This window comes from Bradyrhizobium sp. SMVTL-02 (genome assembly GCF_051853005.1).
Lineage (GTDB): Bacteria > Pseudomonadota > Alphaproteobacteria > Rhizobiales > Xanthobacteraceae > Bradyrhizobium.
Map to the genome: position 1 here is coordinate 3,412,160 of NZ_CP182469.1, position 23,735 is coordinate 3,435,894.

Here is a 23,735-nt window from a genome sequence, read left to right on the forward strand (position 1 = left end):
CGGCCGGAACATAAAAGGGAGACCAACTTGACGCCGAGAAAACACTGGGATGAATATGACGTCTGCGTCGAATGGCAGACCAGGGTCAGCGACGCGGCACTTCCATTCGAGGCGCGCTGGACGGAGGCCGCCTTGCGTCGGATTGACCCTGTGTTGCATGCCCGATTCCGCAAGCAGCGGGAGCTGTTCAATTCGGCTCTGGAAAGCGGCACCATCGACAAAGTCATAGAGCTTGGCGCCGCGACAGTGCGAGCCTACGTGGCCGTGGTCGCCGCGATGGAGGCGACCGGCGCCCCAGATGACGCCTACCAAATCGGCCGCGGGCCGAACGGCCTGACCATCGCAATCGGCCCGAAGCCATGCTGCGCCCGGCTGCAGGAATTGTATGGCAATACAGTCCAATGGTTCTCGCCAGATGAGATCGCGGCCATCATCGAAATGGACGCGCGGTTTAAAAAACTTGCGGAGGTCAAACGGGCGTTCCCTGGAGCCGAGATGAAGGGTTGAAGTCGGCAGCCGGGCGCCAACTGGACGCACCTCTGGAGCGGGCCGCGAACCGGGAGGTGCAATGTCGGGGAAAGAGGGGAAAGAGGGGAAAGTTTACAGCCTCGTTGGTGGAAAAGGAAAGAACTTTGGGAGAGTGCCTTTGCATTTCAATCAGCTTAGGGGCGGAGAGCGGTCAAAACATCCCCCACATTCCCCTCTTTCCCCACCGCCGGCCAGTAAACTTACACAGATGGAAGCCAACGCGTCGGGATCACCATCGCGCCCGCAAGGATCGACGGACGCATCACACAGCACGAGCATTCGCCGCTCAGGACGAACTGCGCTATACTTGCTTCACACCCCAATGAGCCGGTCGGATTGTCACTGAGCCGAAAGCCTGGGTGCAGTAGGATCGCTCTGGACGCCAACAGGAGGGGGTACTCACCCGATAAGCCGTTGCCACGCAAAGCGATACCAGCAGACATCCGGTCATTGTGCCGGGCATATACGGCGGAGGCGATTCGTCACCTCGCCGCGATCATGCGCCAGCCAGAGTACCCTCCGGCCGCACGCGTGCAGGCCGCCAACGTCCTGCTTGATCGCGGTTGGGGCAAAGCCGTTCAGCCGATCGCCGGCGAGGATGGCGAGCCGCTTCGCGTCATCATCAGGCAGATCGCCGATGCGGCTGAAGTCAATCCTGTGCCGACCAACACAACTGCCGGGCTGGTAAATTGGAGCAAACCCCCGCAACCTCACGTCGGCGAGGGCGACCGCGACATCCGTGTCGTGATCCGGCAGATCGGCGAGGTCAAGAAGGATTAACCTCGACCTGCCAATCCAGAGGCTGGGCCAACATCGAGGCTAGATTTTGAATCGGTCGGCTCGGCTGCGAGCCAGGTCGACCCGACGGCTATTGCAGCGCCCGCCAGATAGTGGCCTCACCACATTCGTACTCACGCGCCAGCTCGGCGATGGTCTCACCGGCAGCATAACGCTCAGCAATGCGACGGCGCTGGCAGGGATCGAGAGATGAGGGGCGACCGAACTTGGTGCCTTTGCGCTTGGCCCGCTCGATACCTTCCTCGCAGCGTTCTCGGATGAGCTCGCGCTCGAACTCGGCAACGCCGCCCAGAACCGTGATCATCAGTTTGCCTGCTGGAGTCGTGGTGTCACACCAGCTTTCCCGGAGCGAAACGAACTGCGCTCCCTTCTCTTCGATAACTTCGTGCAGGATATTCCAGAGATCCCGGACCGAGCGGGCGATGCGGTCCACCTTGGTGATGACGATGGTGTCGCCTGGCTCCAGCCGACGCAGGGCCCTCTCCAGTTCAGGACGGGCTCGGCTCTTGCCGGACAACTTGTCGCTGAATATCCGCTCGCACCCTGCGGCCTTCAGCGCCTCCACTTGGCCCGCATAGTCCTGGCCCTTTGAACTGACACGGGCGTAGCCATATCGCATCGCCTGATCCCTTTTTTTGAAAGCTTGAGTTTCGGAATCTAAATCGCGCGATGAATCAGCGTCAATCAACATCATCCAAAACGTACACTTTTTGAAATTCGAGAGCGCGGGTCGCAATGAACCACTTCGTCAGTGCCTTCTGCGTGGCCTTGCGCGGCCCGCTGATGCGACTATTCTGTACCCTCGCAGCGCCCACGAAGTACTGCCAACGCATCAGGGCGCCTCCGACGCGATGTGGTGAAAATCTGCAACGCGCGCTCGCAGCGGCAAGTGATAGACAGGATCAACGCTGGCTTAAGGGGGTGGGGGGCCCTCGGGGGCATATAGTCGCGATTGCGACGCACAGGGTACCGGTACCGGTTAATAGGCAATATACCCGCGCTTGCTTGTCGAAGGGCAGTAAGCCGAGCGTTGGCACGACCACATGCCCATCTTCTCACCGACAGTAAGATTGAGAGAGGCTCAACGCGAGCAATTCGCGTCCGCTGGACCCTGCGAAGCAGACCTCAACAGGGCCAGTCGTAGCTTCTCCGATGGCCACAAGCTGACGTATGACCGGTTCTGGTGCGAGACCTTGGCGACAGAAATTCGCTCCGGTGCAAACTCGACGTTGCCACAGCCGAGCCGACATTAACCATATGGGGGATCGCGCACTAAGGACCCCTGAAGGTTAGTGCGCCTTTAACATTTTTGCGCCAGAGATAGACCTTAGCGCGGAAATCAATACGCAAAGCGAATGACGGCGGACATTCATCCTCTGAGGTGGATTGTTGAGAACGCTTCTCGTGATCGCGCTCGCGGCGACCTTGGTCGGCTGCAGCCGTCAACCATCATACCAAGCGGCCACCAGAACGGCGGCTCATCAGCCGATCGAATTCGCGTCATTGAAGACCGATCCGGCGACAGAAACCAAGCTCAAGAACGAAAAACCGCCCCCTCTTCGGGTCCATGACAGGGTTGCCGGTTTCATCGCCAAGAAAGCAAAACCTGCAAGCATCAGAGCAAAAACTGAGCCTACGGCAACTCGCGTCCCGCTCCCACCTCCCTCATTGAGGACGCAACTCGAGCCGAAAAGCAAAGCCGATGCGGATTTGGGTACGATAGGGCAGCCCTCTGTGGGTCTCTCTCCGAATTCTAAAAGCAGAACCATGCAAGAGCAGGTGGCGGCTGCGACCGAGGTCGCGGAGCGAATGACGGCAAATGTCGAACCCACGGACCTCCTGGTTGCCGTTGTAATGGCTCGTCCGGAGATCAAGTCGGTGGCCGATCTTGCGGGTAAAACTGTTGCGATGGATGAAAGGTATTCTGCATCCAGCGTTGATGTTTGGGTCGGGTTTGTGGTGGCAGGCGTCTCCGTCAAAGTGAGTGCAGGACACAGCGCGGCGATCGATCGGCTCAGCAATGGCGAGGTGACGGCTGCTGTGCTGGCCCTCGTGTCTCCTGACGGAGCGGACGGGTTTCCTGAAATCGCTGGCTTCAAGATTTTTCGCGTCCCGCTTTGGCCATATGCTTCGAAGGCTCGGCCTTAACCAATGAATCTTCAAACTCAAAGCCTTTGTTGCGATGACGCCCAAAATCCCGAAATCCAAGCTAAGGGTTTGTGACAGTCGCACGAGCTGGCGGCTCGCCATGAGGCATCAGGCGGTGATCGTGATGCTGATCTGGTGGAACGCCGATTGCGCAAGCGGCCGCGCCAACCGTCGCGCTGCTCGCCGTGCCGAACTTCCGTTGCGGGTCAATCGCGACGCTTTTGCCCGGTTTAAGCTAGGTCCGGTCTACCCCTGACAGCCGCGTCAACTCTCGCAGCGCACTGGCTTCTCCTCCGCGCCCGGATGGCCGGGCCGCCCCCCAGAGCCGGACCCGGCGACGGCCCGGGCAATGCATTGCGACGGCCGCAATAGCGGACGCATTCCCCTTATGGCTTGAGGTTAGGCTCGCCACAGTGCTGGACCCACTGCGGCGGCATTTATGAAAAAGGCAATACCAAAGATGCATGGCGGAAAACGACCTGGCGCAGACAGGAAGCCTACGGGAGCTATGCAGGATTTTGGGTGACGAGGCGATCAGGCGGCGTGGTTTGCCGGCATGTGGATGACCTCGATGCCGTCGTTGAATCTGACACCTGCGATGAGCTTCGGCAACTGATTTGTGCCTTTGAGCCGCCGCCACTTTTTTGATGCGGCGATAACCAGCTTGAACACCATCAGCCTGGCGGTCGTTGAGGACAGCGATCCTTTCGTTCGCACGGTTCTGTGTCGCACGGTCGCGAACACGCTTTCGATGGGGTTGGTCGTGCGCAAGTGATCCCAATGCTCGGCAGGAAAGTCGTAGAAGGCCAGCAGCGCGTCGCGGTCCTTTGCGAGGCATTCGACCGCCCGGCCGTACTTGGTGCGGTATTTCTCGGCGAAGACGTCGATCGCCACTTCGGCGGCCGCCCGGTTTGGCGCCCAATAGACTTCGCGCAGGTCCTTCTTCATGTTGGCCTGCACCGAGAGCGGGACCTTGTCCAGGACGTTGACGGTCTTGTGCACCCAGCAGCGCTGGTGCCGCGTGCCGGGAAACACCTCGTCAAGCGCCTTCCAGAAGCCGAGCGCGCCGTCACCAACGGCAATTTCCGGGGCGATTTGCAACCCGCGTTGCTTCACGTCGATCAGGAGCTCACGCCAGCTCTGCGCGCTCTCCCGGACACCGACCTGAAAGCCGATCAACTCCTTCTTGCCTTCCGGCGTCGCGCCGATCAGCACCAGCATGCACTCGCCGTGGTCTTCCATGCGTGCCTGCAGGAAGACGCCATCGGCCCACACATACACGTACCGCCGCGCCGAGAGATCGCGCTTCTGCCAACGCTCATACTCGCCCTGCCATTCGGCCGTCAGCCGGGAAATCACCGCCGGCGACAGGTTCGGCGCGTCCTTACCCAGCAGGGCCGTCAGCGCCTCCTGGAAATCGCCCGTCGAGATGCCACGCAGGTACAACACCGGCAACAGCGCATCCAGGCTCCTGGTCCGCCGCGCCCATAGTGGCAGAATCGCCGAGCTGAAGCGGATCCGCTCGCCATCGCCGGCTGCACCGCGGTCCCGGATCTTCGCCCGTGCGACCTCGACCGGTCCGATGCCGGTCGCAATCGTTCGAGCCGGGCCGTAACCATGCCGCACGACACGGGCGCGCCCGTCGGCAAGCTTCAAATCTTTCACCGTGGCAAGAAACGTCTCGACTTCGATCTCCACGGCCTGCGCCAGAAGCTGCCGAGCACCAGCTCGCAAAATATTGGTCAGTGGATCGTCGATCTCGTCGGGCTGACGAAGGGCAACAATATTGCTAGTCTCGTTCATGGCGTATCGCTCTCCTTGAGAGGTTCTGGCAGGCTCGACACCCGCCTCGATACGCCGCCTATCTCATTCCGTCATCACCCAGCTTCACGCATAGCTCAGCCTACGGGTCGAGAGCCCTCCCGCACATTCCGCCTATCGGACGAATTTATTGCTAGTGTTGACGCATGGGTTGCGCGGCAGGATGACAAACCGGGCCGCTCTGAGGCCATCCGTCGGCTGGTCGAGATCGGGTTGAAGAAGGGCAAGTGAAATGCGCGAAACGCGAATGCTGACCAAGCTCGCCAGTGCGCTCTCCGACTGGCACCTGCGGTAGGCCGAATACCAGCACGAGGTCTGGGAAGCTAGGCTTACCGGCAAGAGCCGCGCGGAGATTCGCGAACGCAGGCTGCTCAAGGGCGATGACGCCACGCCGCGACCGGCGCGCGGATTCCGGCCTAGGCTGATCGAAATCGCGCGGAAGAAGTAAGATGGATGGTTTGGATCCGAGAGATTTCGTCTGGCGGGTCCTGTTCTCGATCGCCGCTACTGCGATCGTGGCTGGCGGCGCGATGGTCGCCATCAAGTACCTTGCGGGATTGTACAAGTAACGACTGCCGGTCAAAGCCGGCCGGTCATGCCGCTCGAAACCGCGCGTTAAGCTTTAGCTTCGATAGTGAGTTGGCGCGGAAATAGTCATGCGTGCCGCGCTCGGAGACCCACAGAACCCCGTCCGGTTTGGCCGCCGGGCGGGGGTCCCATCTTGTGTATCGACGGCGAGAGCGCAGATCAGACCACCGCTTAGCGCCTCAATCGAATTAAGCCGCGGCGCGGATATCAAGCTTAACGCGCGAGTCTGGTTGCGACTTGCGCGCCGGCGGCTAAGGTAGGCCCCATCTGGGCAATTGCCCACGATCCGGGCCGCCCAGCCGGAGCACGCGCATGACCGTCATCGCGGCGACGATCGGGATCTGGGTGCTTTTCAGCTTGGTTTTCACCCCGCTTTTTACGTGGGCCTTTTTCCGCGGCGAACGCAACCATAGGGCGGCCACTGAGGGTGAAGGGAAAGTCCTGAAATTTTTCGCAGACACTCCGCAATCGTCCGGAGGTGGCGGCGCGCAGTCGAGACAGTGAACGGCCTCAATAGCCGGACTGATGCGAGTTTGGGTTTGATGGGATGCGACGGATCGCGATTCGTCTTTGACGATCCGCGAGCGCAAACGAAAGGGCCCAGCCTTCGTCCGGGCTTCAAGGGCTGGGGGCCTCCTCGCGCTTGAGCGCGTTGCGCTCGGGTTGTAATGGGCCCTCAAGTCATTTCGGTATAACCCAGTGCCCGCTGGCATGGAGCATGCTCACTGTGCCATCACTATTAAAGAATAAAGTCCCTAAAGGGGTTACCGCCCGGCGCACGGCCGCCAGAGACGCTTCGTGCATGCGTCGCTCGGCGAGCTCGAATGGCCGGCGCGCCCCGCGATTGGCGGTGAGGACGCAACCGCTCTGGTCAAGCATCAGGAGGGGCTCCACCAGAGTGTCAACGATCCCTTGGGCCTGGACGTGCTCGCTATTGACGTTGCCGGGATCGGTACGGATCGACCACTTGTCTGTAACCGCACCTTCGGCATCGGAATTCGATAACCTGCGGACTTGACCAGTGCGATAGCCGAAATTGGGCCGCCATTGGCCACGCCTGACATTTAGGACAAGCAACCAAAACGCCGTCGGGATCAACCGCTCGCACGCCTCGTACAAGTGGCCCCGGTAGCAATCAACATTGCCCCTCTGGCTTCGTTCCGACCGCAGGGATCGCCAGCGTAAACCAAGCTCAAATTGACTCGCGCTTCAGGTCAATTAGGCGCATATTCGTCCCATCACCGTTCGACACCCTGGCATTTGCCGGTGACTGAGAGTGTTGCGCTCCCGCCTATGCATAGGGAGGCACCATGGCCCAACCTCAACGCCCGCCGCCTGCCATTCCACCGATCCCGTTCCAGCGCCCCGTCTGTCCAAGGTGCAAGGCTTCGATGATGCTCGTCAGCATTGAGGCAGAGGGCCCAGGCGTCGACTTGCACAGGTTTCAGTGCGCTCTCTGCAATGACGTACTTACAATCCGCGCCGCCTACGAAGATCCGATGCATTCCCAAGGCCTTGGCCGGTGGCTGCAAGGTGATTTGCACTCGCCGAAGTAAGCGCGGGCCCGGACCGGGATTCTTCTTTCCGTGAGATCAGGTTTCGTGAGCAACGCCCGTGCCAACCGATATCGTAAATTAGCCGTCGCTTCTGGCGATAAGGCTAACACCGACCTGCTGCTTAAACTCGCAGACGAATGCGATCGGGGGATCCTCTGCAGCACTGAATGGCGGTCAGCCCGGCTATCCTACAGTTACCGGGGTCCACCAAAAGCAGAGGATCACAAGCAACGGTTCGCGTGGGACCCATTAGATGACGGTTGAAAAACCGTATAAGCCGCCCCGACGAACCAAAGCGGCCCCGTTTTCTGCTACCGTCTCAGCCGTCGGGCTGCGCGTACGCTTTCCACACCCACGACCCGCAGTAGTTCGGCTCCGGCTCGAGCCCCTATGAATCGATAATTTGCGAGGCGCTTGGCAGGCCCGCTTTCCTATCCGCCGTGAGAACCCGACACCGGCCGGTCACCGCCCGGTCAAGATCACCTTCGGTGAACATGCGCGAGATGGCGTGCGCGGCGACCTGACACGAGTTTGGCGCCGGTAATCAAGCATGCGAATGGGGCTGGCTCGAGCTGCTGCACGAGAGCGGCTCTTATGTCCGGATCTTGAAGACGGAGGCCTAGTTGAGGCGGCCTGCCAATACCGATCTGCTGCGCAATGCGGCGTGAGCTTCAAGAACTCGTCGCTAATCGCCGAGCAGCACCTGCGCGACAAGGTTGTCCTGCCGGGTCACCCAGTAATGCGAAACAATTGCGCCATGCCGTGGTCGTGCCGTTTGACCGGCCTAATTGACGAGGGCGGCTGACTGCTGCCTGAGGATCAGAGCCGAGCACAGCTCGACCAGATCCGAGTTCGGATACGTGGTGCCGGGAAGCGAAACCCATGCCTCGGGGAACAGCTTTCGCCTGTCCCAAGAATCGGCCTTGGCCAGCGCAAGCTTCTTGTCGGCAACATCCGCAAGGGCGCTGAACTTGTCCGCACAGATCGGTCCGAGGGCCGCGATGACCGCCGTCTCCACCCGCTTGCCCGCGAGCTTGTCGGCGCCGCCGGCCGTAACCCAGCCGAAGCCGTAGCCTGCCCAATTGAAGCCGATGACGACCGTCGCGATGGCACCAATCCTTGCACGAGGCGCTTGCGCGACTCTCCCTGCAAGATTCAGGGTAATTGCATGTGTTTTCCTTTTCGCCCGACTTGTTTCGGAGCGAGGACAACGGACACCCGGATGGGTCCCGGTCGTTCAGTTGTAAGGAAGGCTCGCCCGCTTTGAGCTGGCGTTTCGATCACGACCACCGTGAGCTTGTGCGGGCGCTCTATGTCTACTTTCGCCTCAATTCGAAGCCGGGATTCGTCGGCCCTGGCTCACTGCTTTGTTGGCGCGGCGACCCACCAAGATAGCCGCCATCGCGCTCGCCTGCCCGCATGGCGTGGTGCTTTCCCAATTGGGACACACAATTTCAAACTTAGGACGGAACGATTCATCGACCGGGTCCTTGGTCCTCAGCAATCGGCGACACGATCCCCCCTGATACGATCCCCGAGAGCTAAAGCCCCGACCGGTCGACATTTTGCCCAATGCCCGGCGGAAGGTTTGAAGCGGCCTCAGATGCTCTCGCACTGAGGCCGTTTCGTGGGCGCTCGCGAAGAGGAATGACGAAACAGACAACGCAACGCCGCCAAGCGTTGAAACGTTCGCTGGCGGCGCTGCGCCTCTTTCCCGGGAGGGACTAACAAAATCCCGGGTTGGTCTGGATAGCTGCGCGAAGGTTCAATCGCGGGGGAATTCAGGACGCTGGAAGCGCAGGCCGCCTTTTGCGCTTCACGTTGGAGCGCACAGTCCTGGCGAAGTCAGCCACTTATTGACCTCAATGGCAGCATCTATTTGGCTTGCCTTCCGCAAGAGCTCGTCGCGACGGATGTTAAGGGCCATGCCTTCAGCTTGTTTGCGCAAGCTGATTGCCTCCTGCGCTAAACGGTATTCGAATGTCGACGATTGTTCGGGCCGTTGGCTAACCAGCATGGTAGTGCTCCCTGTGGGGTTGGGCGGGAGCGCAAACCGGCGTTCTCAGTCACCGATGAAAGCCACGGTCCGGGCGGTGATGGAAGCAGCAGACTCCCTTTCAGTTCGTGAGTCGAGTCAAATCGAATTTGGACAACCGTGGAACTTCGACCCAGGATACGATCCACTCTGTTAGGCTGAAAATGCCGCAACTCACCGCTGGCAAGAAAGCGATGGCTATTGCGGCCGAGGGGGCGCATGCTGCTCTGCGGGCAGTGCCGGCGTTTTGCGAAAGGCAGGCGCGCATGACCATCCGTTCCCGACGTGAAGTCGTCACCTTCAACCATCCCTTCCGAATCAAGGGTATCGATCGCCAGTTGCCGGCCGGCGCCTACGAGGTCGTCACCGATGAGGAGATGATCGAGAGCCTTTCGTTCGCGGCGTTCCGCCGCGTCGCTACCATGATCAAGGTGCCGGCGGAGGGCTCGCGCGGGTTGACAATGGAGGTGGTCTCGATCGCCCCGATCGATTTGTCGGACGCGCAGCGCATCGACGCAAGCATCTGATGGCTGACTAACCTTCGACTCGACAGCCATCGCGGAAACTGCAGCGGCTCGTTTCAGCCATTTGACTTGGAGGAACCACCTTGCTCAGCTTGAGTCGATCCGGGTGCGGCAGCCGGTTTCAGTTATGAAGGACCTCACGAAGGAAACAATGGATTTCGCCGCCGCGCGGCACCTCGCGGAGGGCTTCAACTTCCGCGCCTACACTCCGCATAAGATCGCCCATGAGCTGCTGCGCTGGGATCAGGCATTCAAAGACGTCGATTACACGGAGCTCGTTGCGGCTGTGACGCTTTGGCAAAGTAGCACGCGCGACTAGGCAATGGCGATGAAAATGGATTGCGGCAGGAGCACAAGCCGGGATGGCGCGGGTCCGCGGAGGAGGACTACCCCTGAATTACCATTGCCGCGACGATCAACAGCCCGAAAAAGATCGGCAGCAAAACCGGAGGTACGAGCCACTCACGAACTCTAAACCCAGCAATGTTCGACATTTCGGACCGCCCGTCAGAACGGCGGGAGCGCAACACTCTCTCAGTCACCGATAGCAGCCAGGGGGACGCGCGGTGATAGGGGTCATATGGTGAGGCCCGATTGAATAGCGAGGCCCGTGGCAACTTATTTGTGGCAAGCCGATTGTAATCCGACTACAGAGCAGCCATTTAATGCTTAGCACAGCCCGGAGTGTATTTCCTCGCTCCGCGAAGCTTTGGGCTTGCCAACTCTCGACAGCGATGTTGGCAGCGGTGCATCGTCAGCATCACGACTGAACGTCGAGTTTTCCTCGATGTACATCGCGCAGAGCACGCAGATTGTTACACTCGATCGGACCACCAATGATCGCGTTTCCAAATAATAGTCGTTCATATGACAGAACGCGGCGTGCCGTGCATTTTTGGGGATACGACAGCGCGATTGAGGCATCATTTTTCATAGAGGAAGACGCGTTGAGGCAACTTCAACCTGATGCTCGCGCCGACGAATCGGGCTTCCTGAGCGCGTTTGATTCCAATCGTGATGTGATATGTGCCGCCGCCGCTAAGGTGTACGTCCGAGGCAGCAGGGGCTCCGATGATCTGGTCGCCGCTAATTTTTGGAGAGGCTTCTGAATGGAGCCTTACCGTGACGTTCGAGCGGCACGTGGCAAGCAATATTCCAGATCGATCCAGCGAGGTGAGACCATGGACAAATTCAAGATAAGGGTCGCACGCATCGAGATGATTTCATCGAATGAACGAGGCGAGGATATTCGTTTGACGTTTCATTTTGAAGGCCATCAGACCAGTTTTGCCTTGCCAATCTTCCTGAACTCTCGTGAATTTGACGACACCGAAATCGTCAAGGTCGCCCGAAGCAAGTTACATGAGGTCTTCCAGCAGCTTTGCAGTCAGTGCGAGCATTGGCAGTTAACGGACGGCGAGCGTCGCGAGCTCGCAAGGATCAATGTGCGGCCAGCAACGCTGGTTACACAAAGCCAGGTGCCGTCGTTGAATTCGAAATGAGCTATTGTTACTCACCGCGACGTTCGTAGGATCGCGAGCCGCCCCGCATGCACGGGAGCGCGCGATGACTGTTGCGTGAACTGGGCCGTCCGGCATTCTCTCGGTCGTGGCCTTTGTGTCCGGCTCAAACTGGAGCGTGGCGGTCGCCGCTGCCGCGCCGCTGTCCCGAGGGGGCCTCGGCCATCGCCTGCTTGCCACGCGCAATTCCGCGATACATCCCGGCGCCGCGCCGCTCGATCTCGGAATAGGCGATTTCCTTCGGAACCAGCCGTGCCCGCGCCGCCGGATCGAGAAAACAGATGTACCGCATCTGGTAGCCATCAAGCGGCACGCCCTGGCCCGACCATGAGCCACCAGTCGAAATGCGCGGCCGGTTCTTGCCCGTCACTTGCGTCATCTTGTGAGTGACGGTGCCGTCGGGCAGGACGCAGGAGGCTCTTGTTCACCTTGATGCCGGTCAGCACAAAGCCCGCCGCGCCATAGATTGTGCCGTCGCCGGCAACCGTCGGCGAACGAGATCACCCATTCGACGTGCGGATAGTGCTTTTTTGATCATACGCATCGCGACCGACAGCGCGCGGCTCTCGCTATTGCGCGGCAGCGCCTCCGAGAACGCCAGCCGGTTCAATTCAAGGAAGCCGTTCCACGCTGTCTCGCGGACCAGTCCTTGAATGTTGCCCTTGTCCATCGACGGGCGAAGGTCATTGCGCCTTCAAGGCGTCCGCCGAGAAAAGACGCCGAGCGCGAGGAACGCGTTGTTGACCGTCTTGTGGCTGTAATGGAGCCGGATGATTAGCGCGTCCGCGTCGCGCTTCGCGATCGGCGCGACGTGGATTTCTTTAGCCTGTCCCATGGCTTCTCACTGAGTTCGTAGCGCATCATTCGTAACCGGTATGAGCTCCCACGTCCGCTGTGATCAGCGGGCGCGTGCGTAGCGGATCGGCATCCAGTATTGGCGCAGCGCCTCGACGGCCGCTGGAATATCGAGGTGGGCGTTGCGGAGAAAGTCCTCGGTCTCGCGGCCGCTTCGCGGCGGTCCGAGCAGCGGACGGCCCTGATCGTCGCGACAGTGCAGCAGGACGGGTAGCAGCAGGCCGTGATTGACGTTGCTGGTGTCCAGCAACGGCGCCCACGCCGACAGCCTGAGCCGCATCGCGACATAGAAGCCCTGGCACCAGGGACGCGCATCGATATCGCCATTGACTTCACGCCGGTGCATCGGCGCGAACTGGCGAGGCGTGGTCGAAAGGGTCTGGCTGATCTCGTTATGACGCAGCGCAACGGCGGAGATCGCCGCGAACTCCGGAGTGCCGCCGTGGTTGAAAGCATCGGCATCGATGGCGAGCAGCGGGCAGATCCAGTCGAGTGGGCTCATCGACACTGGTCCAGCCACGATCGCGGCGACGTAGCCGTCGAGCATGGGAAGACTGGTGGCGGCAGGATGCTGATCGACGCGAGCTTGGAGCCATCTCTCGAGTTCCGCAAGCGGCATCGCGGCGGCGGCCATCGACGACGATGTTTTATGGCGACGTGGGCTCATGCGGCAGCTTGTGCGACGCGCTCGCGTGCCGCCTTCCAATTCCAGGCAAGCAGCTCGTGCAGCTGATGGCTCTTGGTTCGCCCTGAAACGATGCGTTCCAGCACGTCGTTCAGATAGGCCTGCGGATCGAGCTCATGGAGTTTTGCCGTGTTCACGAGCGACGCCAGGATTGCCCAGCTCTCAGCACCGCCGTCGCTACCGCTGAACAATGAGTTGCGTCTCCCCATGGCAATCGGGCGCATGGAACGCTCGACCGTATTGCTGTCGACCTCGACGCGGCCGTCGCGGAGAAACAGCGTCAACCCGTCCCAGTGATTGAGCGTGTAGTTGATCGCCTCCGTCAGCTTCGACTGCGAGAAGAGCTGGTCGACCATGGCGGTCAGTCGCGCCTTGAGCGCTGCCATCAACGGTGCGCTCCTGGTGCGGCGGGCGGCCAGCCGCTGCTCGGCGCTGCTGCCGCGGATCTCCGCCTCGATAGCATAGACCGCCTGCAGGCGTTCGATCACCTCGTGCGCGAATGGCGACTGCATCATCTTGTAGATCTCGACGAATTTGCGTCGGGCATGGGCGAGACAAAAAGCAAGCTGGATCGCGCCACCATGGCCGCGGGCGAGCGCCTTGTAGGCGGCATAACCATCCACCTGCAGAATGCCGGAAAAATCCGTCAATTGTCCGGCGATCTCCTCGGTGCCGCGGCCGTCGGCGAACACGTAGGCGACCGCCGGCGGCGAAGGGCCACCCCATGGCCGGTCATCCATGGCATGCGCCCAGAACTGGCAGATGCGGGTGCGATGTCGTCCGGGATCGAGCACGGGCATCGGGGTCTCGTCGCAGAACACGCGCGGCGAGGCCTGAATTGTGCGCAGCTGGAGCTCATAGAGGCTCTTGAGCCACCAGGCTGCACGCTTCACCCAGCCGGCAAGCGTCGCCCGGTCGAGATTGACGCCCTGGCCGGCCAGAATCTGCACCTGCCGATACAGCGGCAAATACCAGGCGAACTTCGAGACCACCACGTGAGTCACGAGCGCGGTCGAGGCCATGCCGCTCTCGATCAGGCGCGGCAACGCCTTCACCTGGACCACGCCATCGGTGCAGCTGCGGCAGCCGTATTTGGGACGGATCGTGCGCAGCACCCGCAAGATCGCCGGGATGATGTCGAGCACCTCGCTGACGTCCTCACCGATCTTGTGGAGCTGACCCTGGCAGCACAGGCAGGCCGTCGCCTCCGGCTCCAGCACCTGCTCGCAGCGCGGCAGGTGCTTTGGGAGTGCGCCGATGTTGCGGCGCGCCTTCTTGCGCACCTTGCCGGGCGGCTTCGCCGCAGGCACATCGTCGTTGGCCTGCACAGGCAACGTGGCATCGGTCTCGAGATCGCCCAGCTCAAGCGCGAGTTGCTCGTCCACGAGCACCGCAAGTCGCTCTGAGCGCTTCCCGAAGATCATCTCCTTGAGCGTCTGCATCGCCACACGCAGCTTCTCGTTCTCGGCGTCAAGCGCGAGCACCATCTCGGTCAGAGCTGACGGATCGGTCGGCAGAGCGTCGGGGCGAATCGCCATGATCGAACGATACATGCGCACGCTACACGCTCCAGCGAAATCCTCACCTCTCAGCCGACAACGGCCGGCTGCTTCACAGGCTTGGGTGAGACACGCGTCCACTCAAGCCCGTCGAGCAGCATCGCGAGCTGCGTCGCACTTAGATGCACCACACCGTCGCGGATCGGTGGCCAGGTGAAACGCCCCTGGTGCAACCACTTCGTCACCAGCACCATGCCGCTGCCGTCCCACGCCAGGAGCTTCACTCTGTCCATGCGTTTGCTGCGGAACACGAAGACGTCGCCACAATACGGGTTCGCACGCAGCGCTTCGCTCACCAGCGCCGACAGCGTGTGCACCGACTTGCGAAAGTCGACCGGCTGCGCCGCCAGCACCACCTTGAGGTCGGAGCGTAGTGCAATCACCGGATGCCCCGAAGCGCCGACAGCACCGTCGAAAGTGTCGCCAGCTCCACGCCCGGCTCAACCCGGATGCGAACCCCACTCAGCTCGATCTCGATCACCCCGCAGGCCTTCGCCGGCGGCGCGGCGATCTCGAAAGGCCTCGTCTGTGATGGCGAACTGCGCTCGGACTCGCCGGCCGTCTCGCCGTCGCTCTCGGCACCAATTTGGATCGGCACGAAGCTCGGCGCCTTGCCGGCCACCGCCGCCGCAACCTGGCGTCGCCACACCGTGAGCAGCCCGCGGGAAACGCCATTGCGCCGCGCCACCTCGGAGATGTTCGCACCCTCCTCAAAGCTCTCCGCCGCGATCCGCGCCTTCTCCTCGCCCGTCCATCGTCGCCGCCGGCGCTCCCCGGTGATCACCTCGACGCGACGATAGGAATCGCCTTCCTGCCTGGCATCAAGCATGGCATTTGCCATCGTTCCACCTCCACCGAACCGCTCATGCCAGGCTGTATCGCGCGCAAGCCGAGGGATGGCTAGGTGGGGGCGTCACGCCGGTTACCATCATTCGAGGCTCCGGTCCGGGAGTTACGGCAGTACCGACAACCCACAACGGCCCGTCGCGGAGGCGCCAAGTAACCAATCTGCTTCCCATGCGCGAATGGGTAAGCCCTAGCCTCCTCAGATCGAATTGCGTGGCGCTCTAATTCGGACTCGCTATTGCCACCGATTAAGCGCAACATGGCTTCATTGCTGGACCTGGCAAAGGCACACCGGCACCTGAGAGACCAATCGCGCTCCCGTCTAACAGCGACAGGAGGGCGATGTGGTCCAGCCAGACAGTCCAAGACACCTTAAGGATCGCCTTGCGTCCACCGGAGAGATACGCCGGAGGCTAGAGAGCATGGCGCTCGATACAGGTGGCTGGCCGCCACGCAAGCGGAGGCCGGGGTTATCACCACCGGCCGTCCAACTGGCGATGTAGCGAATCACATGACCCGAGCCGTTAAATTGTCGGTCTTGCGCCAGCATCCGACCTTCCGCGATCTCGAACCGGAGGCGCTCGACCAGCTGTGCCGCTACGCCAAGCACACGATCCTGCAGCGAGGCGCTACGCTCTTCGCCAAGGATGATCCCGGCAACAGCCTTTACGCTGTGATCAGCGGCACGGTGAAGATCAGCGTGTCCTCGCCCGACGGGCGAAATGCGATCCTCAATCTAGTCGGGCCAGGCGAGCTGTTCGGCGAAATGTCGGTACTGGATGGACAACCACGGTCGGCTGACGCTACCGCAAATACCAATTGCGAGATTTTCGTCATCGACCGCCGCGACTTCCTCCCATTCATGCGAAGTCAGCCCACGCTCGCGGCGAAATTTATCGAACTCTTGTGCACGCGCCTGCGTTGGACCAGTGATCAGGTCGAGCAAGTCATTCTGCACGATCTGCCGGGGCGACTGGCCAGCGCCCTGCTGGGCCTGGTCGGAAAGCGCAAGTCAGCCCCCGAAAGCCATACTATTCCCATCACGCAGCAGGAAATCAGTGAGATGGTCGGCATGACGCGCGAAAGCATCAACAAGCAGCTGCGGGCGTGGGCCTTGCGCAAATGGGTTCGTCTTGAACACGGGGCGATTGTCGTCCTCGATGCGGTGGCACTGCGGGAACTCGCCGAAGCAGGAACGCGCGGCGGCGTTTTGATCGCGGCGGTGCCGAGCCGGAAAGAGGCCGCCTGGCAGCCAGATTTCGGACCGGCGAAGAAAAAGTAGGAAACGGGCCCGCCGAAGGAACGATTCTGACTAACCGCCAGTTGCCTCCTATCACCGGCCAAAGGCTTGTAGGCATCGGTGGCTGAGAGACCGAGCGCGCTCCCGCCTGCACAGTAAGGCGCAGCGCCATGCCCCATTCTTCACCTGAAGCGGTCGGTATCACGGCACGCATTTGTCTTGGCATCACGATCTTCAGCGCCTCTCTGCTCGTCGCGCTATTGCTTACAAGCACCTTCATCCTGCGGTAAGGCCGTCTCAGATGGCTAACCTGTGTTAATCGCCAGTGCCTAGAGCATGTGTGTAGTAGGTACTTCTTCAAGGTCCACAGCTCACGGCCCAGCACCGATGACACGGGAGGGGGGGTGCTTGCCGGACGACGAAGCGGCTTGGCATAAGGCTACGATATTCGCCGGCGAGATCCTGAAGGACATCGAAGGGAGGTTTCGCCCGGAGCAAGTATGGTTGCTAGAGGGTGACAGACGAAGCCGGCAAGCCGATCTTGTTCATCAACATTGGATCTAGGAAGATGAAGTAGGGCCGCCTCAGTTTGGCGCCGCTTTCATTCTCCTCCTGCCAGTTCCGCTGCTGTGCAGGTTTTTGGACGCCGGCAACAAGGTGGCTGCGCAAGCTCACTGGCCGGCGTCCAAAAAGCGCCAAGGCACGAAGTCGCGGGAAGTTAGGCACCGGCGGAGCAGCGAGTGCTATGAGGTGCTCGACCTAGGAAAATTCGAAGAGTAGGGGTCTCGATGTGCGCACAACTTAAGCGGCTTGGCACGAGTATTGCTAAATGGGGGATTTAATCTTCTTGGCCCGTGCAATTTCAAATAGTTGCGCGTGGCGGAAATGGCACATCTGACAACCACTGCGCGATTGATCGCTCGATCGGTGTCTAGCGGCATAGGACGAGTCAATTTCTTGCGACCCAAAAGATGCACGGCACATTCAAGCAAACTGCATTGCGCTCGATGTGGCTCGCCAGGTGCTGGCCCGGAGATGATCTGCTGGTCTTGACCATACTGAGCAGGCGGTCGCGACGCGAGTCGATCGTGTTGACCCTAGCCACCCCGCTACTGCTGTCCTTTCGACCAACCACCGGCCCCTCGGCTCTTGCTCCCGCGCAGCGGGCTGGAGCGCAGCGACTTTGTGCCCTGGGCCCGTTGCCGACCTGCGCTCGAAGAGCCGAAACGTCTGCTTGCAGGAGATGAGCCGACCAAGGTGAAGCAGCCCGCCAAGGGCAGCTTTTGTGACCACAAGCGCCCGTCTCGCGGTTCGCAATTTATATGGTTGGCCCCAGCTCATGGAGCTGTGCCAAACGAGTGATTGAGCACGGACAAGATGGCGGTTGACGCGATTAACCTACTTGAATGCTGAGCAGGGAACTTTTGTTGTATAGGCGTATCACCGACTGCCAATCATCGGGCGCGGCGGGCGCTCCCGCCTGTCAACGAGGACACGGGCCTATGGAAGTGTCACTAGACCCGCCGAAAGGCTCAAAGCCGAGGCGCACGGTCGCCTGCCCAAACCACGGCAGTGAGCACCTTAGCGTGTATCTCAAACTCCAGGACATTCCCCGAGGTGGCACCGTCACAGTCTACCGCTGCTCCGATTGCGGTCGGTTAATTTGGGACGATTAAACCATGGCCCAAGAAACGCCAGCGAAGCGGGCGGTCCGCCATAGGCCGCTGACCATCGATGAATTGCAGCAGTTGGCCCGCGAGGACATCGAGGAACATCGGAAAATCGCAGACAGTTTCCGCCGTCAGATGAACTAAGGCTGCGTCAGTTGGTGGCCTTTTTCTTTCAAGCTCACGTTGACTTGCGCTTCTGGCCGTTGCCGACCTTGCAGCGAAGCTCGCCAGCCGTCAGCTTTTGTGAGGAGCTGACACTGAGCCTGTTTTGCTATCAGCGAATCGCCGACGCGAGACCTTCGAGGATTCCACGGGCACATTCGATTGAAAAATCATGCCCCGCCCGATGGTAGGACGGGCTTGCATGCATCATGTAACCGTGGAAGCCGCCGGGAAAGACGTGCACTTCGACGTTTTCCATGCACGTCGCCAAATCACGATAGGCATCCAGCACCTCAACCGGCGCGCGATCGTCCTTGTCGCCCCAGATGAAGCAGACTGGCTCGCGAACACCGACAAGCTCCTCGCGATAGTCCAGCATCTGGGATCCATGGCAGCAGATGCCTGCCACATAGCCAAGTCGCTTCGGCCCGAGGATCGCATACGGACCGCCGTAGCAAAATCCCATGACCGCAGCTCGTCCATTGAATTGCGGAAGCGTTCGGAGGTGCCTCAAGGTATCGGCCATGTCGTCTTCGCCCACCCGGATTTGTTCGGGACGTGGCTGCGAGCGCTGGGCCGCGCGTTGGTCACTGCGAGAAAGCGGCCCGGGGATTGAACGCCAGAACAGGTCAGGCGCCGCAACAATGACCCCGTATGCCGCCAATTTATCGGCGATCCCGCGTATGTCGCCGTCTACGCCATGAACGGCGGAAGCAATTACAACCGCGGGAACCAAAACTTCGGCCCGTGGCGTGACCAGGTAGCAATCAAATTCGCGCCCGCTTTTCGAGGGGATCTTGATCGTGGCCTTCGCAAGTATGCCGTCCATCCAAGCCCCCGACTTAAGCCGCGGCCCGCGCAAGCGTATCGATGTAGACCAAGGTATTCGCCAAATGGGCTTTGCCGGTCCTGATGTGTTCAGCGCGGCTGCGAAGGCGGCAGTCTTCAGGTGAGCGGGACAAAATCGTGCTCCCCCATTCCCTGCAAGACCAGAAATTCAGCGGAGGTGTCGCCGGCATTAGCGACAAGGTGAGGACGTCCAGGACGAACAGAGTATGTCATGCCGGCTGTCAGGCTCACCTCTTCTTTCGGCTGGCGCGCAAGAACACGTATTGTTCCGCTGATCACGTAGAAAGTATCCTGCGCTTCCGTGTAAAAATGCCAAGGTATCATTTGAGTCGGACCGATCTGGATCTCGGCGATGCGGAAACCGGGCCGGGCGCCGTGATAGGCGCGCCGTTCGACCTCATACAACTTGCCTACGACATTTGTCGGCTGCTTCATTTGAACTCTCTCCATTTCTACTCAACGTGGCGCGCACTTATTCCGGCTTGATATTGGCCAGCCGGATCACTTTGGCCCACTTCCGGGTTTCATCCGAAATTAGCTTGCCAAAATCGGCGGGTGAGCCGCTAAGCGCAGTGCCATCAAGGTGGGCAAGCCGCGCCGCGAAGTCGGGATCAGCAAGTGCGGCGTTGATCTCCTTGTTGAGGTTATCGATGATCTCGGTGGGCGTGTTCCTAGGGGCTCCGAGACCAAATACTGAGCTTGCCTCATATCCGGGAACGAACTCGCCTATCGTCGCGATATCGGGTAGCGCGTCCGAGCGCGTCGCTGTCGTTATCCCGAGCGCGCGCAGCTTCCCGGTCTCGATATACCCGATCAACATGGCGATGTTCGTGAACAGGACTTGCACTTGACCACTGAGTAATTCGGTTAGCGCGGGCGCCACGCCGCGATAGGGCACATGCTGGATATCGAGGCCGCCGGCCTCTTGCTTGAACAACTCGGCGGTGATGTGGGTGATCCCGCCGACGCCGCCCGACCCGTAGAACAGCTTGCCCGGGTGCGCCTGGGTATAATCGATGAACTCGGGAAGCGTCTTGGCCGGTACCGAGGGATGGACCACCATGACGAGGGCACCGCGGATCAAGCCGGCCACGGGTGCAATGTCCCGAATGAAATCGAACTCGAGCTTGTCGTAAAGCGTGGCGTTGATCGCGTTTGGCGTGCCGACGAGGAGGAGCGTGAGACCGTCTGGAGCTGCGCGCACGACCGTCTCGGTGGCGATATTGCTGCCGGCGCCTGGCCGATTTTCGATGATGAACGGCCGGGCTAGCCGCAGCGACAACCATTGTCCGATCAGGCGCGCGAGGATGTCATTCGGGCCGCCAGCAGCAAAGCCGACAATGATATGCACCGGCCCTGAGGGATAGGAATGGGCCCCAGCAACCGACGAGAGCGCGGGGAGCGCAGCAACGCCTGCTGCAAGGTGGAGGAATCGGCGTCTGGAGTGTGTCACAAGCTTGCTCCTCCGATATGCGGCCCGCTCTCAACCGCCAACATAGTTGATGCCGCCATACCTGCATAAGGCTATTGTCGGATGAGATCATCTCAAATCGGAAATGGGTGAGCTTCATGCAGATGAGCGATCGCATCGGAAGGCGGATGAAGCTGCAGGACCTGCATGTGCTCATGACGGTGGTGCAGGCCGGCAGCATGGGTAAGGCGGCGCTGATGCTCAACACCACCCAGCCCAATGTTTCGCGATCGATCGCGGAGCTCGAACATGCGTTCGGCGTCCGCCTTCTGGATCGGCACCGGCGCGGCATCGAACCGACGGTATGCGGCCGCGCCCTGCTCGATTGTGGCACCGCCGTCTTCGACGAGCTGCGCCAGGGCGTGAAGACCGTTGAATTCCTGGCCGACCCTACTGCCGGAGAAGTGCGGATAGGAAGCACCGCCTTTCTGGGGGCGAGCTTCGTTTCCGCGCTTATTGACCGGCTCTCTCGGCGTTACCCGCGGATCCAATTTCAGCTCGAGACCGGCTACATAGAGACATTGCACCGTGACCTCCGCGAGCGCAAAGTCGATCTTTTGATCGTGCGCAGCGGCGGCGAGCTCGCTGACGAGCGGTTGCATTTCGAACCCCTATTTGAGGATAGTTATGTCATCGCGGCGGGTGAAAAAAATCCATGGGTGCGGCGGCGTAAAATCCAGCTTTCCGATCTGGCGGAGGAGCGATGGGTCCTGCCTCCGCGAGAGAGCGTGATCGGATCGATCATCGCGCAAGCCTTTCGCGGCAGCGGATTTGAGTATCCGCGCGCCACAGTGATCACAGATTCCCCTCATATGCGGGTCAGCCTGCTGGAGACGGGGCGGTTCATGACGGTCTTCCCGGCTTCCGCACTGACATTTCTCGCCAGGGGGGTCAAGATCCTATCCGTCGAGCTGCCGGCGGCGCGTCGACCAAACGGAATGGTCACCGTCAAGGATCGCGCTGTCAGCCCGGTTGTGCAGCTCGTCATTGACAGCGCCCGTGAGCTTGCAAAGCCAGGGACGAAACGGTGACAAGCCGTATGTCCGCTCGCCGACGACAATCCGTGTCCCTCTATACGTCCGCGATCAGGATGAGAGCGGACTTGTTGTGCTCGGGGGTGAGTGTTTCCCGTTCCGGACCTCACGCCGTGCTTCGGACAATGCCGGTGCTCGTCTGAGGTTAGACAAATAGCTTCACTCTTGACAGCTCACAATAATAAGTATTCTTTTCATAAGAAATCTTACAGGTTTGCGAGTATGGGCCAGGCGCGTTCGGAACGAACTGAAAGGTCGCCGGTCTTGGGCTCTCATCGTGTCCCCGCCCATTTGGCGCGCCGCTTTAATCAAATTTGCCTTGGCGTAACTGCGGAGATACTCGCTGCGCAGAATTTAACGCCTTTGACGTTTGGCGTTCTGGCCGCCGTCCTGGAGGAACCGGGTAGCGGCCAACGGCAGCTTGCGAACCGGATGGGCGTCGATGCGGTTAGCTTTGGCCAAATGATCGACTTTCTGGAGCAGAAGGGTCTCGTCAAGCGCGAGATAGATCCTGATGACCGACGAGCGCGCCGTCTGTATGTCACAAAGCGTGGATTTGACTTACGTCGGCGGCTGCGCCCAGTCCTGCTTGCCGCACAGGAACGGTTATTGGCTCCGCTCTCAAAATCGGAGCGCGTCGCCCTGATCGATATGCTTGTCCGGGTAATCGAAGCCAACGACTCTTACGCCCGTCCCGGCAATGGTCGACGAAAGCCGAGCCGTAGATCAGGCACATGATCGCTAGAACAGGAGCCAAGGCCATGACCATTTGGCGACAGCTGACGACGATCTTGCTTTCCAGGTCACGACCTTCAGATCAGCGAATCTGTGCGCCGGGGGATTGCGAGGCAATGTCGCCGAACGCCGCGGCCTGGCTATTGGCATTTGTTTGTCTGGTTCTTGCCTTTCCCGTTTCCGCTCATGCGGGCTGGCCTGAGCATCCCGTGAAGTTGATCGTCACGTTTCCGCCGGGTAGTGCCAATGATGCGGCCGCTCGAATATTTGCCGATGGGCTTTCCAAGAAATGGGGCAAGCCGGTTGTCGTCGAGGATAGGCCAGGTGCCGAGGGCACCATTGGGGTCGGCGCTTTCGTCGCGAGCCAAGATGACCATACATTGCTTTATACCGTTGCCGGATCAGTAACTGTCGCGCCATTGCTGATCGATCACCTGACCTACGACGTCGATCGGGATCTGGTGCCTGTCGCGGCCACGACGGCGATCGTTCTAACCCTTGCCGTAACCAACGATCTGCCGATCCGCAGCATCCCGGACTTGATCAACGTAGTGAGATCGAACCCAGGCACATATGCCTGGGCGTCAGGCCCGAGTTTACCGCGATATGTATTCGCGGCATTTCTGAAGCGGAATGACCTGGTCATGAACTTCGTCAGCTATAGGGATGCTTCGCAGCCCCAAGCAGACCTTGGCGAGGGCCGGATCCAGGTCCTGGTGACATCGCTGGCGGCCTCCTCCTCTCCAGTCCAGAGCGGAAAGGCGCACTTTCTCGCGGTGATCAATCCGACCCGGGCCGCCGCATTGCCAGAACTTCAGACCGCACGTGAGCTCGGCCATCCAGAATTGGAAATTGATGGCTTGGCCGGATTTTTCGCGGGAACGGTTATGTCGACAGAATTGCGCAATCGGATCGCCGCGGATGTGGCCGCCGTCTGTCAGGAGCCGGAGGCCCGCCGAAAGTTGGAAGCCGCCGGTCATAACGTGCTTGGCGGTACGACTGGCGAGTTGAAGGCCGGAATTGCCCAACAACGAGCCTGGCTCAACGAAGTTACCAGGATCATCGACGTAAAGAACGCCCAGTAGTCGCGGCAGAGCGGACCAGATTTGCT

Annotated in this window: 27 protein-coding genes; 14 read left to right on the top strand and 13 right to left on the bottom strand. The window is 60.4% G+C overall.

Annotation, left to right across the window (positions count from 1 at the left end):
- The first annotated feature begins 27 nt into the window (after positions 1-27).
- Positions 28-507, top strand: coding sequence for a hypothetical protein (locus tag ACNJYB_RS15815; RefSeq protein WP_439374790.1), 480 nt, complete (start codon positions 28-30; stop codon positions 505-507).
- 435 nt (positions 508-942) lie between these two features.
- A complete protein-coding gene (locus tag ACNJYB_RS15820; RefSeq protein ID WP_439374791.1) occupies positions 943-1,308 on the top strand; it encodes a hypothetical protein in 366 nt (121 codons plus the stop codon).
- A gap of 88 nt (positions 1,309-1,396) precedes the next feature.
- On the opposite strand, the gene ACNJYB_RS15825 is transcribed toward ACNJYB_RS15820, so the two are convergent.
- A complete protein-coding gene (locus ACNJYB_RS15825) occupies positions 1,397-2,020 on the bottom strand; it encodes a recombinase family protein (RefSeq protein WP_439374792.1) in 624 nt (207 codons plus the stop codon).
- A 695-nt stretch (positions 2,021-2,715) separates the two neighbouring features.
- Here ACNJYB_RS15825 and ACNJYB_RS15830 point away from each other — a divergent pair.
- Positions 2,716-3,474: a hypothetical protein gene (locus ACNJYB_RS15830; RefSeq protein ID WP_439374793.1), complete on the top strand. Its 759-nt coding sequence runs from the start codon at positions 2,716-2,718 to the stop codon at positions 3,472-3,474.
- Between the two features lie 534 nt (positions 3,475-4,008).
- On the opposite strand, the gene ACNJYB_RS15835 is transcribed toward ACNJYB_RS15830, so the two are convergent.
- A complete protein-coding gene (locus ACNJYB_RS15835) occupies positions 4,009-5,277 on the bottom strand; it encodes an IS256 family transposase (protein ID WP_439370872.1) in 1,269 nt (422 codons plus the stop codon).
- 918 nt (positions 5,278-6,195) lie between these two features.
- Between ACNJYB_RS15835 and ACNJYB_RS15840 the strand changes: the two genes are divergently transcribed.
- Both ACNJYB_RS15840 and ACNJYB_RS15845 read left to right on the top strand, forming a co-directional pair.
- Positions 6,196-6,387: a hypothetical protein gene (locus ACNJYB_RS15840; protein WP_439374794.1), complete on the top strand. Its 192-nt coding sequence runs from the start codon at positions 6,196-6,198 to the stop codon at positions 6,385-6,387.
- A gap of 294 nt (positions 6,388-6,681) precedes the next feature.
- Positions 6,682-6,888 (top strand): hypothetical protein, encoded by a 207-nt coding sequence (locus tag ACNJYB_RS15845; protein ID WP_439374795.1) that lies wholly within the window; start codon positions 6,682-6,684, stop codon positions 6,886-6,888.
- A gap of 1,335 nt (positions 6,889-8,223) precedes the next feature.
- Here ACNJYB_RS15845 and ACNJYB_RS15850 read toward each other — a convergent pair.
- The gene (locus ACNJYB_RS15850) at positions 8,224-8,457 is read right to left on the bottom strand and encodes a hypothetical protein (protein ID WP_439374796.1); all 234 of its coding nucleotides are present in this window, start codon (positions 8,455-8,457) and stop codon (positions 8,224-8,226) included.
- 1,283 nt (positions 8,458-9,740) lie between these two features.
- Here ACNJYB_RS15850 and ACNJYB_RS15855 point away from each other — a divergent pair.
- The 4 genes from ACNJYB_RS15855 (at position 9,741) to ACNJYB_RS15870 (ending at position 11,500) form a co-directional block, all read left to right on the top strand.
- On the top strand, positions 9,741-10,001 hold the full coding sequence (locus ACNJYB_RS15855; RefSeq protein ID WP_439374797.1) for a hypothetical protein: 261 nt from the start codon (positions 9,741-9,743) through the stop codon (positions 9,999-10,001).
- Between the two features lie 148 nt (positions 10,002-10,149).
- The gene (locus ACNJYB_RS15860) at positions 10,150-10,317 is read left to right on the top strand and encodes a hypothetical protein (RefSeq protein WP_439374798.1); all 168 of its coding nucleotides are present in this window, start codon (positions 10,150-10,152) and stop codon (positions 10,315-10,317) included.
- Positions 10,318-10,834: 517 nt separating this feature from the next.
- Positions 10,835-11,107 (top strand): DUF1488 domain-containing protein, encoded by a 273-nt coding sequence (locus ACNJYB_RS15865; protein WP_439374799.1) that lies wholly within the window; start codon positions 10,835-10,837, stop codon positions 11,105-11,107.
- Between the two features lie 72 nt (positions 11,108-11,179).
- Positions 11,180-11,500 (top strand): hypothetical protein, encoded by a 321-nt coding sequence (locus tag ACNJYB_RS15870; protein ID WP_439374800.1) that lies wholly within the window; start codon positions 11,180-11,182, stop codon positions 11,498-11,500.
- Positions 11,501-11,624: 124 nt separating this feature from the next.
- Here the strand turns inward: ACNJYB_RS15870 and ACNJYB_RS15875 are convergent, their stop codons facing one another.
- From ACNJYB_RS15875 to tnpA, 7 genes are all read right to left on the bottom strand, one after another.
- Positions 11,625-11,888 carry a hypothetical protein gene (locus ACNJYB_RS15875; RefSeq protein ID WP_439374801.1) on the bottom strand — a complete coding sequence of 88 codons (264 nt, stop codon included), beginning with the start codon at positions 11,886-11,888 and terminating at the stop codon, positions 11,625-11,627.
- A 69-nt stretch (positions 11,889-11,957) separates the two neighbouring features.
- Positions 11,958-12,188: a hypothetical protein gene (locus tag ACNJYB_RS15880; protein ID WP_439374802.1), complete on the bottom strand. Its 231-nt coding sequence runs from the start codon at positions 12,186-12,188 to the stop codon at positions 11,958-11,960.
- Positions 12,189-12,212: 24 nt separating this feature from the next.
- Entirely contained in the window at positions 12,213-12,353 is a 141-nt protein-coding gene (locus tag ACNJYB_RS15885) for a hypothetical protein (protein ID WP_439374803.1), read from the bottom strand.
- 63 nt (positions 12,354-12,416) lie between these two features.
- Complete coding sequence (locus ACNJYB_RS15890; RefSeq protein ID WP_439369411.1) at positions 12,417-13,040, bottom strand: UPF0149 family protein; 624 nt, start codon at positions 13,038-13,040, stop codon at positions 12,417-12,419.
- Positions 13,037-14,596 carry an IS66 family transposase gene (gene tnpC / locus ACNJYB_RS15895; RefSeq protein WP_439375492.1) on the bottom strand — a complete coding sequence of 520 codons (1,560 nt, stop codon included), beginning with the start codon at positions 14,594-14,596 and terminating at the stop codon, positions 13,037-13,039. The genes ACNJYB_RS15890 and tnpC overlap by 4 nt, the downstream gene beginning before the upstream one ends.
- Positions 14,597-14,646: 50 nt before the next feature.
- Entirely contained in the window at positions 14,647-15,000 is a 354-nt protein-coding gene (tnpB, locus tag ACNJYB_RS15900; RefSeq protein ID WP_027577378.1) for an IS66 family insertion sequence element accessory protein TnpB, read from the bottom strand.
- A complete protein-coding gene (gene tnpA, locus ACNJYB_RS15905) occupies positions 14,997-15,458 on the bottom strand; it encodes an IS66-like element accessory protein TnpA (protein WP_439369410.1) in 462 nt (153 codons plus the stop codon). The genes tnpB and tnpA overlap by 4 nt, the downstream gene beginning before the upstream one ends.
- Positions 15,459-15,974: 516 nt before the next feature.
- On the opposite strand from tnpA, the gene ACNJYB_RS15910 reads away from it, so the two are divergent.
- Entirely contained in the window at positions 15,975-16,745 is a 771-nt protein-coding gene (locus tag ACNJYB_RS15910) for a Crp/Fnr family transcriptional regulator (protein ID WP_439374804.1), read from the top strand.
- Between the two features lie 1,637 nt (positions 16,746-18,382).
- Positions 18,383-18,517, top strand: coding sequence for a hypothetical protein (locus tag ACNJYB_RS15915; protein WP_439374805.1), 135 nt, complete (start codon positions 18,383-18,385; stop codon positions 18,515-18,517).
- Positions 18,518-18,647: 130 nt separating this feature from the next.
- Here ACNJYB_RS15915 and ACNJYB_RS15920 read toward each other — a convergent pair whose 3' ends face one another.
- From ACNJYB_RS15920 to ACNJYB_RS15930, 3 genes are all read right to left on the bottom strand, one after another.
- The gene (locus tag ACNJYB_RS15920; protein WP_439374806.1) at positions 18,648-19,364 is read right to left on the bottom strand and encodes a dienelactone hydrolase family protein; all 717 of its coding nucleotides are present in this window, start codon (positions 19,362-19,364) and stop codon (positions 18,648-18,650) included.
- Positions 19,365-19,480: 116 nt separating this feature from the next.
- Positions 19,481-19,819: a cupin domain-containing protein gene (locus tag ACNJYB_RS15925; RefSeq protein ID WP_439374807.1), complete on the bottom strand. Its 339-nt coding sequence runs from the start codon at positions 19,817-19,819 to the stop codon at positions 19,481-19,483.
- Between the two features lie 37 nt (positions 19,820-19,856).
- Entirely contained in the window at positions 19,857-20,837 is a 981-nt protein-coding gene (locus ACNJYB_RS15930; protein WP_439374808.1) for a Bug family tripartite tricarboxylate transporter substrate binding protein, read from the bottom strand.
- Between the two features lie 116 nt (positions 20,838-20,953).
- Here ACNJYB_RS15930 and ACNJYB_RS15935 point away from each other — a divergent pair, with 116 nt between their 5' ends.
- From ACNJYB_RS15935 to ACNJYB_RS15945, 3 genes are all read left to right on the top strand, one after another.
- Entirely contained in the window at positions 20,954-21,886 is a 933-nt protein-coding gene (locus ACNJYB_RS15935; protein WP_439374809.1) for a LysR family transcriptional regulator, read from the top strand.
- A 225-nt stretch (positions 21,887-22,111) separates the two neighbouring features.
- The gene (locus ACNJYB_RS15940; RefSeq protein ID WP_439374810.1) at positions 22,112-22,627 is read left to right on the top strand and encodes a MarR family winged helix-turn-helix transcriptional regulator; all 516 of its coding nucleotides are present in this window, start codon (positions 22,112-22,114) and stop codon (positions 22,625-22,627) included.
- Between the two features lie 113 nt (positions 22,628-22,740).
- On the top strand, positions 22,741-23,709 hold the full coding sequence (locus tag ACNJYB_RS15945; protein WP_439374811.1) for a Bug family tripartite tricarboxylate transporter substrate binding protein: 969 nt from the start codon (positions 22,741-22,743) through the stop codon (positions 23,707-23,709).
- Positions 23,710-23,735 lie beyond the last annotated feature (26 nt).